This is a genomic window from Actinoplanes sp. NPDC048791, from assembly GCF_040650095.1.
GTDB lineage: Bacteria > Actinomycetota > Actinomycetes > Mycobacteriales > Micromonosporaceae > Actinoplanes.
The window spans coordinates 1-14,840 of sequence record NZ_JBEZGQ010000009.1 but is presented as its reverse complement, the minus strand read 5'-3'; the positions used below and the strand labels follow the sequence as shown (position 1 = coordinate 14,840).

At 70.8% G+C, this 14,840-nt stretch carries 13 protein-coding genes and 1 pseudogene; 8 read left to right on the top strand and 6 right to left on the bottom strand.

Annotation, left to right across the window (positions count from 1 at the left end):
• Window positions 1-2: 2 nt before the first annotated feature.
• Window positions 3-1,058, top strand: a complete 1,056-nt coding sequence (locus tag AB0C29_RS01975) for a DivIVA domain-containing protein (RefSeq protein WP_360814022.1) — start codon at window positions 3-5, stop codon at window positions 1,056-1,058.
• 58 nt (window positions 1,059-1,116) lie between these two features.
• Here the strand turns inward: AB0C29_RS01975 and AB0C29_RS01970 are convergent, their stop codons facing one another.
• Complete coding sequence (locus AB0C29_RS01970; RefSeq protein ID WP_360814020.1) at window positions 1,117-1,398, bottom strand: DUF2631 domain-containing protein; 282 nt, start codon at window positions 1,396-1,398, stop codon at window positions 1,117-1,119.
• A 78-nt stretch (window positions 1,399-1,476) separates the two neighbouring features.
• Between AB0C29_RS01970 and AB0C29_RS01965 the strand changes: the two genes are divergently transcribed.
• Both AB0C29_RS01965 and AB0C29_RS01960 read left to right on the top strand, forming a co-directional pair.
• The gene (locus AB0C29_RS01965; RefSeq protein ID WP_360814018.1) at window positions 1,477-3,045 is read left to right on the top strand and encodes a Rieske 2Fe-2S domain-containing protein; all 1,569 of its coding nucleotides are present in this window, start codon (window positions 1,477-1,479) and stop codon (window positions 3,043-3,045) included.
• A gap of 65 nt (window positions 3,046-3,110) precedes the next feature.
• Window positions 3,111-3,458 (top strand): STAS domain-containing protein, encoded by a 348-nt coding sequence (locus tag AB0C29_RS01960; protein ID WP_360814016.1) that lies wholly within the window; start codon window positions 3,111-3,113, stop codon window positions 3,456-3,458.
• Here AB0C29_RS01960 and AB0C29_RS01955 read toward each other — a convergent pair.
• Window positions 3,439-5,034, bottom strand: coding sequence for an NAD(P)/FAD-dependent oxidoreductase (locus AB0C29_RS01955; protein ID WP_360814014.1), 1,596 nt, complete (start codon window positions 5,032-5,034; stop codon window positions 3,439-3,441). The two genes, AB0C29_RS01960 and AB0C29_RS01955, sit on opposite strands and share 20 nt — an antisense overlap.
• Window positions 5,035-5,045: 11 nt before the next feature.
• On the bottom strand, window positions 5,046-5,714 hold the full coding sequence (locus tag AB0C29_RS01950) for a TetR/AcrR family transcriptional regulator (RefSeq protein WP_360549874.1): 669 nt from the start codon (window positions 5,712-5,714) through the stop codon (window positions 5,046-5,048).
• Between the two features lie 107 nt (window positions 5,715-5,821).
• On the opposite strand from AB0C29_RS01950, the gene AB0C29_RS01945 reads away from it, so the two are divergent.
• Entirely contained in the window at window positions 5,822-7,975 is a 2,154-nt protein-coding gene (locus AB0C29_RS01945) for an MMPL family transporter (protein WP_360814012.1), read from the top strand.
• Here AB0C29_RS01945 and AB0C29_RS01940 read toward each other — a convergent pair.
• Window positions 7,971-8,786, bottom strand: a pseudogene (locus tag AB0C29_RS01940) (YhjD/YihY/BrkB family envelope integrity protein); the annotation flags it as partial. The gene AB0C29_RS01945 and the pseudogene AB0C29_RS01940 overlap by 5 nt on opposite strands.
• Window positions 8,787-8,850: 64 nt before the next feature.
• Here AB0C29_RS01940 and dxr point away from each other — a divergent pair.
• The 3 genes from dxr to ispG are packed head-to-tail and all read left to right on the top strand — an operon-like array spanning window position 8,851 to window position 12,501.
• Window positions 8,851-10,062, top strand: a complete 1,212-nt coding sequence (gene dxr / locus AB0C29_RS01935; protein WP_360814010.1) for a 1-deoxy-D-xylulose-5-phosphate reductoisomerase — start codon at window positions 8,851-8,853, stop codon at window positions 10,060-10,062.
• Window positions 10,062-11,318 carry a site-2 protease family protein gene (locus AB0C29_RS01930; RefSeq protein ID WP_360814008.1) on the top strand — a complete coding sequence of 419 codons (1,257 nt, stop codon included), beginning with the start codon at window positions 10,062-10,064 and terminating at the stop codon, window positions 11,316-11,318. The genes dxr and AB0C29_RS01930 overlap by 1 nt, the downstream gene beginning before the upstream one ends.
• A 10-nt stretch (window positions 11,319-11,328) precedes the next feature.
• On the top strand, window positions 11,329-12,501 hold the full coding sequence (ispG, locus tag AB0C29_RS01925; RefSeq protein ID WP_360549866.1) for a flavodoxin-dependent (E)-4-hydroxy-3-methylbut-2-enyl-diphosphate synthase: 1,173 nt from the start codon (window positions 11,329-11,331) through the stop codon (window positions 12,499-12,501).
• Between the two features lie 27 nt (window positions 12,502-12,528).
• Here ispG and AB0C29_RS01920 read toward each other — a convergent pair whose 3' ends face one another.
• On the bottom strand, window positions 12,529-13,518 hold the full coding sequence (locus AB0C29_RS01920) for an AraC family transcriptional regulator (RefSeq protein ID WP_360814006.1): 990 nt from the start codon (window positions 13,516-13,518) through the stop codon (window positions 12,529-12,531).
• A 48-nt stretch (window positions 13,519-13,566) separates the two neighbouring features.
• Here AB0C29_RS01920 and AB0C29_RS01915 point away from each other — a divergent pair, with 48 nt between their 5' ends.
• Complete coding sequence (locus tag AB0C29_RS01915; RefSeq protein WP_360814004.1) at window positions 13,567-14,211, top strand: methyltransferase domain-containing protein; 645 nt, start codon at window positions 13,567-13,569, stop codon at window positions 14,209-14,211.
• A 154-nt stretch (window positions 14,212-14,365) separates the two neighbouring features.
• Here the strand turns inward: AB0C29_RS01915 and AB0C29_RS01910 are convergent.
• Window positions 14,366-14,840, bottom strand: a 475-nt coding sequence (locus AB0C29_RS01910; RefSeq protein ID WP_360814002.1) for a PadR family transcriptional regulator, incomplete at its 5' end; no start/stop codon positions are given.

Here is a 14,840-nt window from a genome sequence, read left to right as displayed (position 1 = left end):
TTGTGACGAGTCAGGGACAGCGTTTCCGGCGGCGCGCGCTGCGCCGCGGTTACAAGGTCGACGAGGTCGACGCTTTCCTGGACCGGGTCGAGGCGACCCTGGCCGGTGAGCAGTCCGGCGCGCCCGTCGGTGCCCAGGAGGTGCACGACGTCGTCTTCCGCGTGCGCTTCGGCGGCTACGACGAGTGGCAGGTGGACCTGCACCTGGACCGGGTGGAGCGGCAGCTCGCCGAGTTCGAGGACCGCGGCGGGCGTTCCTCCGACCCCCGGATGGCCCCGGAGCGGATGCAGCCGGAGCCGATGCGCGGCGGCATGCCGGGCGACCGGATGAGCCAGGCGCTGGGCCGGTCCGCGCCGCCCACCGAGCGCCTGCCCGCACCGGTCCGCGACGACCGTCAGTACGCCCGCGAGGACCAGTTCGCCCGCGACGACCAGTACGCCCGCGAGAGCCAGTTCGCCCGCGAGGACCCGTACGGCCGCGAGGACCGGATGCAGCCGCAGCAGCTCCCGCAGCGCCCCCAGATGCCCGCTCCGGACCCGTACGGCCGCTACGAGGAGCCTGGGTACGGTCAGCCGCAGCAACAGCAGCGGCCTCCGGCTCCGGCCGGCTATGACACGGGCAGCTACGACGGCTTCGAGCCGGGCCGGCACGGCAAGACCGACATGACGGCCGAGATCCGGATGCCCGACCGGGACCGTGGCGGCTTCGGCGGCCCGTCGCCGATGAGCGCGCCCCCGATGAGCGGCCCGCCCATGGGTGGCCCGCCGATGGGTGGCCCCCCGATGGGTGGTGGCGCCGGCGGCAGCCCCGAGCTCTACCGGGTGGACCAGCTGCGCCGCACGTTCCAGCCGCGCCGGTTCGGCAGCGGTTACGACCCGGTGCAGGTGGACCGGCTGTTCGAGAGCATCCTGCAGGCCATGACCGGCCGCGGCCCGATGCCCGTCCCCGAGAACGAGCTCGACACGCTGCAGTTCGGGCTGGTTCCGGGTGGCTACTTCGAGGCCGAGGTCGACGCGGCCCTGCGCGAGGTCAAGGACATCCTGCTGCGCCACCGCTGAGCACGTACGGCAAAGGCCCGCTCCCCGGCCGGGGACGCGGGCCTTGCTGTGTGCGGGGTTACTGGTCGTTCGGCCGCAGGCCGTTGCGGCGCAGCACGATGTCGATGACCACGATGGCGATCAGCCCGACCGCGGTGCCGATGATCCAGATGTTCTCGGTGTTGCCCTCGTGGTTGCCCCACAGGTAGAGCAGCAGGACGGCGGCCGCGCCGATCGCGCCGCGCTGAGCGCCCTTGCGATTGCCCGGCTTGAGCTGGTCGGGCGCGTAAACCGGCTCGTTCTCGGCTGCCACTGTCGGTTCCTCCTCAGGCACGGACACATCTGCCGTCCAGTCTGACATGGGGCCGATGCGGGCATCCGGGCAACCCGGCGGTACCTTCGATGCCGTCGGACATGGGTGAACCGAGGGAGCTGAACGGTGCGGATCACGGGCACTGGCCACGCGAGCATGCGGATCGACACGGCCGCGGGCAGCATTCTGTGCGACCCGTGGGTCAACCCGGCGTATTTCGCGTCGTGGTTCCCGTTCCCGGACAACTCCCAGCTCGACTGGGAGAGCCTCGGCGACGTCGACTACCTGTACGTCTCGCACCTGCACCGCGACCACTTCGACGCCGAGCACCTGAAGCGTTTCATCAGCAAGAAGGCCACGGTCCTGCTGCCGGAGTATCCGACCAGCCAGCTCGAGGACGAGCTGCGTGAGCTGGGCTTCACCAGCTTCTTCAAGACCAGGAGCAACGAGGTCCACGAGCTCGACGGCGGCCTCAAGGTCATGATCCAGGCGCTGATCAGCCCCACCGACGGCCCGATCGGCGACTCGTCGCTGTGGATCGAGCACGACGGCGTCCGGGTGCTCAACCAGAACGACGCCCGCCCGACGGACCTGTCCACCTTCGCCGAGCTGGGCCACGTGCACGCGCACATGCTGCAGTTCTCCGGGGCGATCTGGTATCCGATGGTCTACGAGCTGCCGCAGGCGGCCAAGACGGCGTTCGGCAAGCAGAAGCGTGACCGGCAGTTCGACCGCACCTGGCGCTACATCGACGACCTGAAGGCCGACCACGTCTTCCCGATCGCCGGACCGCCGTGCTTCCTGGACGACGAGCTGTGGCAGTTCAACGACATCCACGGTGACGAAGGCAACATCTTCCCGGACCAGTCGGTCTTCATGAGCGAGTACGCCAAGGTCGGCGGGACCAACGGCGTCGTGCTGCTGCCGGGCAGCGTGTCCGAGCTCACCACCGGCTCGATCGAGACCACGCACCCCACCGACGTCGACGAGTTCTTCGCCGGCAAGAAGGCCCACCTCGAGGAGATGCGCGAGCGCAAGGCGCCGATCATCGCCGCGGAGAAGGCGTCCTGGCGGCATCCCGAGATCGACGTGCTGGGCGAGCTCAAGAAGCGCATCGAGCCGCTGCTGGAGGAGTCGATCTATCTGGCCAAGGGGGTCGGCGGCCCGGTCCGCTTCGACCTGCTGGCCTACGACGGCGAGTCGGTCGAGTCGATCGTGGTCGACTTCCCGGGCAAGCAGGTCCGGCCGTACGCCGACGAGAAGGTCCGCTACCGCTTCAAGACCCAGCGGGAGCTGATCGAGCACCTGATCTTCATCGACGAGGGCGACTGGGTGAACTCGCTGTTCCTGTCCTGCCGCTTCTCGGCGGCCCGGATCGGCCAGTACAACGAGTTCGTGTACGCGTTCTTCAAGTGCCTGTCCGAGGAGCGCCTGCAGTACGCCGAGGGCTGGTACGACGAGCACGAGAAGTCGGTCGACGCCGAGGACACCGAGCTGGGCGGCTGGACGGTGCAGCGCCGCTGCCCGCACCTGAAGGCGGACCTGAGCCGCTTCGGCATCGTCGACGGCAACGTGCTGACCTGCCAGTTGCACGGCTGGAAGTTCGACCTGCCGACGGGCAAGTGCCTCACCAGCGTCGGCCACAAGATCCGCGCCGAGAAGACGGCGGCCGAGCCGGCCGCGCGAGCGGAGTAACGCCGGGCCGTCCCGGAGCGCTCTTATCTCTGGCATTGATCGTCAGAGCGCTCCGGGAGGGACCCATGGACGACATCTGGGCTTACCGTGTCAGCCGACAGGGCGAAATGTCCCTCGTCACCCTGTCCGGCGAAGTCGACATGAGCGCGGAGGACGAACTGGCCGAGATCCTGCTGGCCGAAGTGGCGCGTCCCGGCATCTCGTGCGTGCAGATCGATCTCGACGCGGTGGAGTTCCTGGACTCGTCCGCGATCAACGTCCTGGTCCGGGTCTTCAACGCCGCCCGCGAGGCGGGCCGCGAGCTCCATCTCGTCCGGGCCCACCAGACGCCGCTGAAGGTGCTGGAGATGACCGGGCTCATGCCGCTGCTCGCCCCGGGCGGCGGTGCCGCAGTCAGCGACCCAGGTCAGTGAGGATGCGCCGGGCGGCGTTGTGACCGGCGGCGCCGATCACACTGCCGGCCGGGTGCGCGCCCGCTGAGCCGGCGTAGAGGCCGTCCAGCCCGGTGGCGTACGGCATGCGCTCGTCGAAGGCCACCGTGTTGTCGACGTGGTGGATGTGCCCGCCGGTGATGCCGAAGTGCTTCTCGATGCCCGGCGGGGTCAGCGGCATCGTGTCCGCCACCAGCTCCGACGTGCCCGGTGCGTAGCGGTCGACGATGGCCAGCAGGCGCTCGACGTAGCCGGGCAGCTCCGCGTCCCACGAGGACGACGCCAGCTCGTAGGGCACCGACTGCACGAACAGGGCCGACGAGTGGTGGCCCGCCTCGTCCTGCAGCGACGGGTCGACGGTCGTGTGCAGGTACCACTCGATGGTCGGTTCCGCCGGCAGCCGGCCGGCCTGCACGTCCGCCCACATCGCGCGCAGCGCGGCCATCGGCGAGTCCGTCTCGGCCAGGCCGGCCAGGCCCGCCGAGCCGGGCAGCAGGTGGATCGTCGAGCCGAACGGCGACGCCGCGTCCTCGGGCAGGCAGGAGAAGCGCGGCAGCCCGCTGAGCGCGAGGTTGACCTTCAGGGTCGTGCCGGGGCGGCGGACCGCCGCCATCCGGTCGGTCAGGGCGGCGGGCAGCGCGCCCTCCGGGACCAGGCTCATCAACCTGTACGGGTCACAGGAGCCCAGCACCACCCGGGACGAGATCGCCCGCCCGTCAGCCAGGACCACGCCCGTGGCGGCGCCCTGGGAGACCGTGACCTCGGTGACCGGGGTGCTCGTGAAGATCGACGCACCGGCGGCGCGGGCGGCGTCGGCGAACGTGCGCGAGACCGTGCCCATCCCGCCCGCCGCGATCATCCAGGTGCCGTCCGAGCCCGGCAGCCGGCACATGTTGTGCACCAGGAAGTTGTGGCCGGTGCCCGGGTCATCGGGGCCGGCGTTCAGCCCGGACAGGCCGTCGGTCACCGCGTACATGCTCATCAGCAGTTCGCTCTTGAAGCCGAACCGGGACAGGTAGTCGGCCACCGAGCCGCGGACCAGGTCGATGAACGTGCTCTGCAGCTGGGGGCGGATGTGCCGGTCGGCGACCTCCTCGACCGTGCCGGGCTCGCGCAGCCAGGCCGGCGCAAGGTCGGCCCGCAGGGCGGCGATCTCCACCTGCATCGCCTCGTCGGCGGCCACGTCGCGGGGCGAGAAGAACCGCTGCATCTGCGCCCGGGTCGCCTCGCGGTCAGTGCCGAACAACAGGTACGGCGAGCCGGGGCCGCCCGGGGTGGGCAGGAAGTAGTGCGGGTCGCGGCGCAGCACCGGGATGTCCAAGTCGAGCGTGCGCAGCAGCTCCGGCGGCATCAGGCCGAGCAGGTACGAGCCGGTGGACTGGCCCAGGCCGGGCACCCGCGGGAACGGCCGCTCGGTGCGGGTGGCCCCGCCGAGCACGTCGGCGGCCTCGAGCACCACGACGTCCAGTCCGGCGCGGGCCAGCAGCACGGCGGAGACCAGGCCGTTGTGGCCGGCCCCGATGATCACCACGTCCGCGCGTTCGGGCAGAGAGCTCATGGCAGCGGAGCCTAGCGCGCCAATCGGCTGACGGTCCGGGCCAATTCGACCTCGAAAAGTGGCTCCACGTCCGTCATGGCCCACCTGAGGTGGCCGAAAACCTCCATCGCGACGATGCCGTACAAGCGGGTCCAGGCGGCCACGAAGAGGTAGATCACGGGCAGCGGAAAACGGTCACCGAAGGTGTCCAGGTACGGCTTGAACAGCTCGCGTAGCGCCGGGTCGGGCAGGTCGGGCGCCTCGCCGCCGAACGGGTGCCGGGCGTAGTGCTCACCCAGCACCGTGAAGAACGTCTCCCCGAACCGGGCCCCGGCGTCGTTGATCGGGCTGCCGAACATCAGCGCGAACTCGGCCGGCCGGTCGAGGGACCAGCGGCGGAAGGCCCGGGCCATGTGCCCGACGCGGACCAGTGGCTCCTCGTCGCTGTGGGCCAGGGCGGCGTCGGCGACCGCGGCGCGGAGGTCCTCGAACAGATCGGTGACGATGGCCAGAATGAGGGCATCAAGGCTGGCGAAGTACCGGTACAGGGCGGGGGCGGTCATGCCGAGGTCGCGGGCGATGGCGCGCAGCGAGATGGCGGCCGGGCCACCGGCGACGAGCAGGCGGCGGGCGGCGTGCTTGATCTCGGTGACGGTCTCCGCGCGCAGCCGTTCGCGGCGGCCTGGCGTGGTGGTCGTCATAGGAGGCTCCGTTGACGAGGATGAACGGTGTTTGCGAGGGTAAACGGCGTTCACCGAATTGGCCAAGATCTGAAGCGACTCTAACGGGCCGGGCGGGAGGCAGACACATGTTCGGCTGGTGGGGCAGGGCGGTCGTCCGGCTGCGCTGGTGGGTCATCGCCGCCGCGTTCGCGCTGGTGGTGGTGGGTGCGACCTGGGGTGCCGGCGTCTTCGGGTCGCTCACCGGCGGTGGTTACGACGACCCGAACAGTCAGTCGAACAGGGCAGCCGCGGGCATCGCCGCGCAGCTCGGTCAGCGCGATCCCGACCTGCTCGTGCTCTGGTCCAGCCCCACCGGCACCGTCACCGACCCGGCCTTCCGGACGGCGGTGAGCGAGGCGGTCGGGAGGATCCGGGCCGAAGCGGACGTGGCCCAGGTCGCCGCGTACACCGACGAGAACGCGCCACCGGCTCTGGTCAGCACCGACCGGCGATCCACCTACGCGGCGGTCTACCTGCGGGCGACCGACGAGGACGGCCAGGCTGACGCGTACCACCGGATCGAGCCGGCCTTCGCCGCACCCGGCCTGACCACGCAGGTCGGCGGGGTGGTCGCCTTCACCGACCAGGCCAACACGCAGACCAAGGAGGACATCACCCGGGCCGAGATCTTCTCGCTGCCGATCCTGTTCATCCTGCTCGTCGTCATCTTCCGAGGGCTGATCGCGGCGCTGTCACCGCTGGTCATCGGCGGTATCGCGATCCTCGGGGCGTTCGTGGCGGTGCGGCTGCTGACCTACCTGACCGACATCTCGGTCTTCGCGATCAACGTCATCACGCTGCTCGGGCTGGGCATGGCCGTGGACTATTCGCTGTTCGTGGTGAGCCGCTTCCGCGAGGAGCTGGCGAACGGGCAGGACGTCGGTGCCGCCATCCGGACGACTGTGGCGACTGCCGGCCGTACCGTCGCGGTCTCGGGCCTCACGATCGTGCTGGCGCTGTCCAGCTTGCTGATCTTCCCGCAGCCCTTCCTGGGCGGCCTGGCCATCGGCGGCATGGCCGCCGTGCTCATCGCGATGCTCGCCGCGCTGACCGTGCTGCCCGCGGCGCTGGTCCTGCTCGGCCACCGCATCGACAAGTTGCGCATCCCGCTGCCGCGCAGCGCCCACCCGGGCGCCGGCTGGGCCCGCATCGCGCACAGCGTGATGCGCCGCCCGGTGCTGTACGTCGTCGGCGTTCTGGTCGTGCTGACCGCCTTCGCGGCACCGTTCCTGCGGGAGGAGTTCGGCGGCTACGACGAGCGCGTGCTGCCGCCCGGCACCTCCGCCCGGGTCGTCGGCGAACGGCTCGACAGTGGCTTCCCGGGCGGCGGCGAGGACCCGATCTCCGTACTGGTGAGCGGAGCGCCCGCCACCGAGCTGGCCGAGCGGATCGCCGCGCTGCCCGACGTGACCGCCGCCACCGTCACCGCCGAGCGCGGCGCCTCGTCGCTGATCACCGTGACCTACCCGGGTGAGCTGCCCCGCGCCGAGTCCCGCGAGATCGTCTCGGGGATCCGGGAGCTGCCCGCGCCCGCCGGCGCCGAGGTGCTCGTCGGTGGCCGGCCCGCGATCGACCTCGACCTGCTGGAGAGCCTCGCCGCCGGGCTGCCGTGGATGGCCCTGATCATGGCGGTGGCCACGATGCTGCTGCTCTTCCTGGCCTTCGGCTCGGTGCTGCTGCCGATCAAGGCGGTGCTGATGAACCTGGTCTCGATCGGCGCGTCCTTCGGCGTGGTCGTCTGGATCTTCCAGGAGGGCCATCTGGAAGGGCTGCTGCGTTTCGAGTCCACCGGCTTCATCGAGCCGAGCAACATGATCCTGGTGCTGGCCGTGCTCTTCGGGCTGGCCACCGACTACGAGGTGTTCCTGCTCTCCCGGGTGCGCGAGGAGTGGGACGCGAGCGGCGACAACACCACAGCCGTCGCCTCCGGGCTCCAGCACACCGGCGGCATCATCACGGCCGCCGCGGTGCTGCTGATCACCGTGGTGGCCGGCTTCGCCACCGGCGGGGTGACGGTCATCAAGACCATCGGCATCGGCATGATCGTGGCCATCATCGTGGACGCGACACTGGTCCGGGCGCTGCTGGTCCCGGCGACGATGCGACTGCTGGGCCGCTGGAACTGGTGGGCTCCGGGTCCGCTGAGCCGCTTCTACGGCCGCTACGGGATCCACGAGACCCCGGCTCCGCCGAACCCGCCGGCTGAGCCGGAGCCGGATCGCCGGCCCGCACCCGTCTAGCCCGCTGGAAGGCGCTGGCGCTCTGCGTCGCGGCGAAGCCGGCCAGCAGGATGACGTGGAAGAGGTAGAGCCACAGCCCGACAGCGACCACGCCGCCGATCTCGGTGAAGCCGCCGAACGGCACCCCCAGGTCCAGCGGCAGCGAGCAGAAGAGCACGAAGCCGTGCAGGAAGCCGGAGAGGTTGGCCGCGGTGAAGGAGCCGACCAACGTCGTGGCCAGCCACTCCGGCCGGCCCGGGGCCACCCCGCGGTAGACCCAGATCACCACCGGGGTCAGGACCAGCCAGGCGGCGAAGAAGGACAGGACCACGCCGGCGACCGCGTACCAGCCGCCGCGGACCCAGAGACCGCTGGTCACCGGCAGGGCCAGGAACAGCGCCAGCAGCAGGGCGGGGGAGGCGGCCAGCAGCGGCAGCCACAGGATCCGGCCGCGCCAGCCGACCAGGGCCTCGCCCGGCTCGCGCAGGGACACGAAGGCGCGGCGCAGGCCCTCGCCGTACAGGGTGGCGGGCAGCAGGCTGGCCACGGCGAGCATCGGTGTCAGGTGCAGACCGGCCTCGATCAGCGCGGCGAGTGCACGGGGCGCCCCGATGGCATCGGGCAGCGCGTCGATCGTGTGCCCGGTGAGCCGGCGGACCCGGTCGGCCCCGGCGATCAGACCGGTGATCCAGATCGCCAGCAGCGCCACCGGCACCACGGCGATCCCGGCGTAGAAAGTCACGGCGGCCGAGTACAGGGCGAGGTCGCGCCCACGGAGCAGCCGGAACGGTGCCGACAGTTTTCGGCGCACGTCCGCCACCCGGGATCTCATGGCTCACCCATACCCAGTGCGGCGCTACGATCCACCCGCCGGCGCCTGGACCCGGCAGGGGAAGATGAACCTCATGCGTGAGTTGGTACTGCTCGGCTCGACCGGATCCATCGGCACCCAGGCCATCGACATCGTCCGGCGCAACCCGGACAAGTTCCGGGTGGTCGCGCTCGGCGCCGGCGGTGGCAACGTCGAGGTGCTCGCCGCGCAGGCCCTGGAGCTGGCCGTCGACGTGGTGGGCGTGGCCCGTTCCAGCGTCGTGCAGGACCTCCAGCTCGCCTTCTACGCCGAGGCCCAGAAGCGCGGCTGGGCCACCGGCGACTTCAAGCTGCCGAAGATCGTCGCCGGGCCGGACGCGATGACCGAGCTGGCCCAGTGGCCCTGTGACGTGGTGCTCAACGGGGTCGTGGGCAGTCTCGGGCTGCCGCCTACGCTGGCCGCGCTGCGCTGTGGCCGTACCCTCGCGCTCGCCAACAAGGAGTCACTCGTCGCCGGCGGCCCGCTGGTCAAGGCCGCGGTGACGCGGCCGGGGCAGATCGTGCCGGTCGACTCGGAGCACTCGGCGCTGGCCCAGTGCCTGCGCGGCGGGTCGGCCGCCGAGGTCCGGCGGCTGATCCTGACGGCCAGCGGGGGCGCGTTCCGGGACCGCCGGCGGGCGGAGCTGACGAACGTCACACCCGAAGAAGCGCTCAAGCACCCGACGTGGGACATGGGCCCGGTGGTGACGATCAACTCCGCGACCATGGTCAACAAGGGCCTCGAGGTCATCGAGGCGCACGAGCTGTTCGACGTGCCGTACGACGCCATCGAGGTGATGGTGCACCCGCAGTCGGTGCTGCACTCGCTGGTGGAGTTCGGCGACGGCTCCACGCTGGCCCAGGCCAGCCCGCCGGACATGCGGCTGCCGATCGCGCTCGCGCTGGCCTGGCCGGAACGGGTGCCCGGCGCCGCGGCGGCCGTCGACTGGACGCTGGCGCACAACTGGGAGCTGCGCCCGCTGGACGACGAGGCGTTCCCGGCCGTCCGGCTGGCCAAGGCCGCCGGTACGGCGGGCCGGTGCCGGCCGGCCATCTTCAACGCCGCGAACGAGGAGTGTGTGGCCGCGTTCGTGTCCGGTCGGCTACCTTTTCTGGGCATCGTCGACACCCTCGAGGCGGTGCTCGCGGCGGCACCCGATTTCGACGAGCCGGGTACCGTCGAGGACGTGCTGACCGCGGAGGCCTGGGCGCGTGCCCAGGCCCAGCGGATGATCGCTACGGCGGCTGAAGGAGCCTGATGCTGTACTGGTTGGGGACGGCGGCCTTCGCGCTGGCTATCTTGATCTCGGTGAGCCTGCACGAGCTGGGCCACATGATCACGGCGAAGCGCTACGGGATGAAGGTCACCCAGTACTTCGTCGGCTTCGGCCCGACCATCTTCTCGTTCCGCCGCGGCGAGACGGAGTACGGCCTCAAGGCCATCCCGCTCGGCGGCTTCTGCAAGATCGTCGGGATGACGCCGCAGGACGACGACGTCTCGGAGCAGGACCAGCCGCGGGCCATGTGGCGCTTCCCGGTGTGGAAGCGCACGGTCGTCATGTCGGCCGGCTCCCTCACCCACTTCGCCCTCGCGATCGTCGCCGCCTGGTGTGCCGCCGTCTTCGTCGGCCTGCCCAACCCCGACGTGCCGCAGACCGTCCAGCAGCAGGTCGCCCTGCCGGCCCAGATCACGGTGGCCGACTGCGTGCCGATCGTGCTCAGTCAGAACGAGTGCAAGGTCGGTGCCGGCACCGATGTCGCCGGCCCGGCCGCCGCCGCGGGGCTCAAGACCGGCGACGTCATCACCAAGGTCGGCAACACGCCGATCACCAGCTACGGCCAGCTCACCGACGCCATCCGCGGCAGCAAGCCCGGTCCCACGGTCTTCGAATACACCCGCGACGGCCAGCCCGGCACGGCCACGGTCACCATGATTGCCGCGCAGCGCCCGCCGCTGGACGACCCGGAGGGCAAGGTCACCGAGGTCTCGGTGGTCGGCATCGGCCAGAGCATCAACATCCCCGGCACGATCACCTACGGCCCGCTCGACGCCGTCCCGGCCAGCCTGCGCTACGACTGGAGCCTGGTCGAGGGCTCGTTCGTGGCGATGAAGCGGATCCCGGAGAAGATCCCGGCGCTGTGGAACTCGATCACCGGCGACGAACGGGACCCGAACACCCCGATCAGCGTCATCGGCGCCAGCCGGCTGGGCGGCGAGGCGATCGAGCGCGGCGTGCCCGAGATCTTCCTGCTGATCTTCATCTCGCTGAACGTCTTCATCGGCATCTTCAACCTGCTGCCGCTGCTGCCCCTGGACGGTGGCCACATCGCCATCGCCTGGTACGAGCGGGCCCGCTCGTGGGTCTACGGCAAGCTGCACAAGCCCGACCCCGGCCGCGTCGACTACTTCAAGCTGATGCCGCTGACCTATGCCGTCATCCTGATCGGTGGGGCGTTCACGCTGCTCACCGCCACGGCCGACGTGATCAACCCGATTACCATCTTCTCTAAGTGAGAGTGCGCACATGACCGCTGTCAGTCTCGGTATGCCGGCCGTACCGCCGCCGCCGCTGGCCCCCCGCCGGCAGAGCCGCCAGATCATGGTCGGCAACGTGCCGGTCGGCGGGGGTGCGCCGGTGAGCGTGCAGTCGATGACGACCACGCTGACCGCCGACATCAACGCGACCCTGCAGCAGATCGCCGAGCTCACCGCCTCGGGCTGCCAGATCGTCCGGGTCGCCGTGCCGTCGCAGGACGACGTCGAGGCGCTGCCCGCCATCGCCAAGAAGTCGCAGATCCCGGTCATCGCCGACATCCACTTCCAGCCGCGGTACGTCTTCGCGGCGATCGACGCCGGCTGCGCGGCGGTCCGGGTCAACCCCGGCAACATCCGCCAGTTCGACGACAAGGTCAAGGAGATCGCCAAGGCCGCGGGCGACGCCCGGGTGCCGATCCGGATCGGCGTGAACGCGGGCTCGCTGGACAAGCGGATCATGCAGAAGTACGGCAAGGCCACCGCCGAGGCGCTGGTCGAGTCGGCGCTGTGGGAATGCTCGCTGTTCGAGGAGCACGGCTTCCGCGACATCAAGATCTCGGTCAAGCACAACGACCCGGTGGTGATGATCCGCGCGTACCGCCAGCTCGCGGAGCAGTGCGACTACCCGCTGCACCTCGGCGTCACCGAGGCCGGCCCGGCGTTCCAGGGCACGATCAAGAGCGCCGTGGCGTTCGGCGCGCTGCTGGCCGAGGGCATCGGCGACACCATCCGGGTGTCGCTGTCGGCCCCGCCGGTCGAGGAGATCAAGGTCGGCCAGGGCATCCTGGAGGCGCTGGGCCTGCGCGAACGCGGCCTGGAGATCGTCTCCTGCCCGTCCTGCGGCCGGGCGCAGGTGGACGTCTACACGCTGGCCGAGCAGGTGACCGCGGCGCTCGAGGGCTTCCCGGTGCCGCTGCGGGTGGCGGTCATGGGCTGCGTCGTGAACGGCCCGGGCGAGGCCCGCGAGGCCGACCTCGGGGTGGCGTCGGGCAACGGCAAGGGCCAGATCTTCGTCCGGGGCCAGGTCATCAAGACGGTCCCGGAATCGATCATCGTGGAGACGCTGGTCGAGGAGGCCCTGCGGCTGGCCGACCAGATGGGCGCCGAGCTCCCGGACGAGCTCCGCGAGCTGCTGCCCGGCCCGACCGTCACCGTCCACTGAGCATTCCGTCGACCGGCCCGGCCCGCCTCACTGTGGGCCGGGCCGGTCGGCGTGCCGCCACTGCGCCGGCGTCACCTGGTGCTCGGCGCGGAACCGCTTGATGAAGTAACTGACATCGGGATACCCGACCCGGTGGCTGATCGCCGCCACCGTCAGATCGGTCCCGCCCAGCAACACGCGGGCCTGCTGCATCCGCCGCTGTGCGATCCACTGCTGCACCGTACGGCCGGTCTTGCGGCGTACCACCGTGGTGAGGTGGCCGGTGGTCAGGGCCAGCTCGGCGGCGACATCGGTCAGCGAGATGGGCTCGTGGAAACGCCGCTCGATGACCTCGAAGACGGCCGCGAGCAGGGGCTCGTCGGACGAGCGGAGCTGGCCGGCGACGTCGGTGGACAACCGGGACGCGGCCACCAGCATCAACGTCAGGTGAGCCAGCGCGGCTTCCTGGTAGCCGTCGCGCCTCGCCCGCAGCTCGGTTTCCAGCACGGCGAAACGGGACATCCAGCCGTCCCGGTCGGCGGCGGCGACCTTGAGGCGCTGCGCGCGGTCGATCCCGCGGGCGAACGGGAACAGCAGTGGGTGCGACCGCCACGATGAGTAGGCGCCGGGCGTACCGGGACGGATCACGTCGGCGGGAAACCAGACCACCCAGCCGTCGGTGGCGACCTCCGCGTGCGGGCCGGTGAAGGCGACAACCTGCCCGGGAGCGACGAAGAACAGGTCGCCGTCGGTTACCGGCCACTCCCGTTCGTCGAGCACGATCGTCCCGGCGGCCCGGTGCGCGTAGAAGAGCACCAGGAAGTCGTGGGTGTGCGCACCCGCGGGTGGGTTGCCGGCCGCCGGATTCTCGGGGAGGCGGGTGATCGCGATCGGGGCGGCGCCCGGAACGTGGCCGAAGGCGATGACCGGGACACCCTGACCGGTCGCCCCGACCTGCCGGGCCCGGCCCCGGGTGGGAACCGAAGATCGTCGCATCCCGGCCACGGATCGCCCGTTGTTGCTGTCCTCGGCCCGCATGAAGCTGAGAGTACGACCTAACTTCGTCGGACTCGACAGGAGCGCGACATGACCGACCAGCATTACCTGCCCGCCATGGGCAGACACTGGCTGTTGCCCCTCTACGACCCGTTCACCCGGCTGGCCCGGATCGGCCGCATCCACGGACAGCTGCTCGACCGCGCGGACCTCCGGCCCGGTCAGCGGGTGCTGGAGATCGGCTGCGGCACGGGCAACCTGCTGACGGCCCTGGGGCGGCGGGCGCCGGACGTCGAGGCCGTGGGCATCGACCCGGACCCGGCCGCCCTGCGCCGGGCCCGGCGCAAGGCAGCCCGCCGCAAACTGCCGATCCGGTACGAGCAGGCGTTCGCCGGCAACCTGCCCCTGCCTGACGCCGGCTTCGACCGCGTCCTGTCCTCGTTCATGCTGCACCACCTCGACGAGGAGGAACGCGGGCGGGCTCTGGGTGAGGTCCGGCGCGTCCTGCGCCCGGGCGGCGAGTTCCACGTGATCGACATCGACGCCACGCCGTCAGGCACCGGCAGAATGCACCGTCATCCACTGGTGGCGGCCAGTGTCCCGGAACGCGTGCTGGCCGCGATGGAGGAGGCAGGCCTGACGGGCGTCGCCGAGAACGGCCGGGACAAAGCCCGCTTCGGCGCCTACGCCTTCTACCGCGCCGAAAAACAGGGCGGCAGCCGGCCGGCCGGGTGACCACCGCTCTCAGCCCGGCGGCGGGTGATCAGCCGGAGATTCGCCTGGCTCGCCTGTGTGCGGGTGGACGACGGTGTTGCGGTTGTGGACTGTTGCCCGCCGTAGCTGAATGAAAGGGCGCATCCCCAGAAAGCAGGGATGCGCCCCCGGTTGGTCACTCGTCGGCGAGGATCGCGTAGAGCTTGCGCTTGGTTTCGTTCAGGACCTCGAGGGCCTTGTCGCGCTGTTCCTGGGTGCCGTTGAAGCCCACCTGGCGCAGCGCGTCCATGATGCCGACCGCCGCGTCGCGGAAGTCCTGGACCTGCGACATGGTGTCGTTGCTGAACTGGGCCCACGGCGGGTTCTCCGCCGCGACGGTGGCCTCTTCGCGGCCCGCGTCCGTCAGGGTGAAGCGCTTGCGGCCGCCGGCTGCCTCGGCCTCGATGAGGCCTTCGTCCTCCAGCAGCTGCAGGGTCGGGTAGACCGAGCCGGGGCTCGGGCGCCAGATGCCGCCGGTGCGGCTCTCCAGCTCCTGGATCATCTCGTAGCCGTGCATGGGCCGTTCGAGCAGCAGCGCCAGCAGGGCCGGTCGCACGTTGGGCCGGCTGCAGCGGCCGCCGCGGCGATGGCCGCGCCCGCCTGGCCCGCCG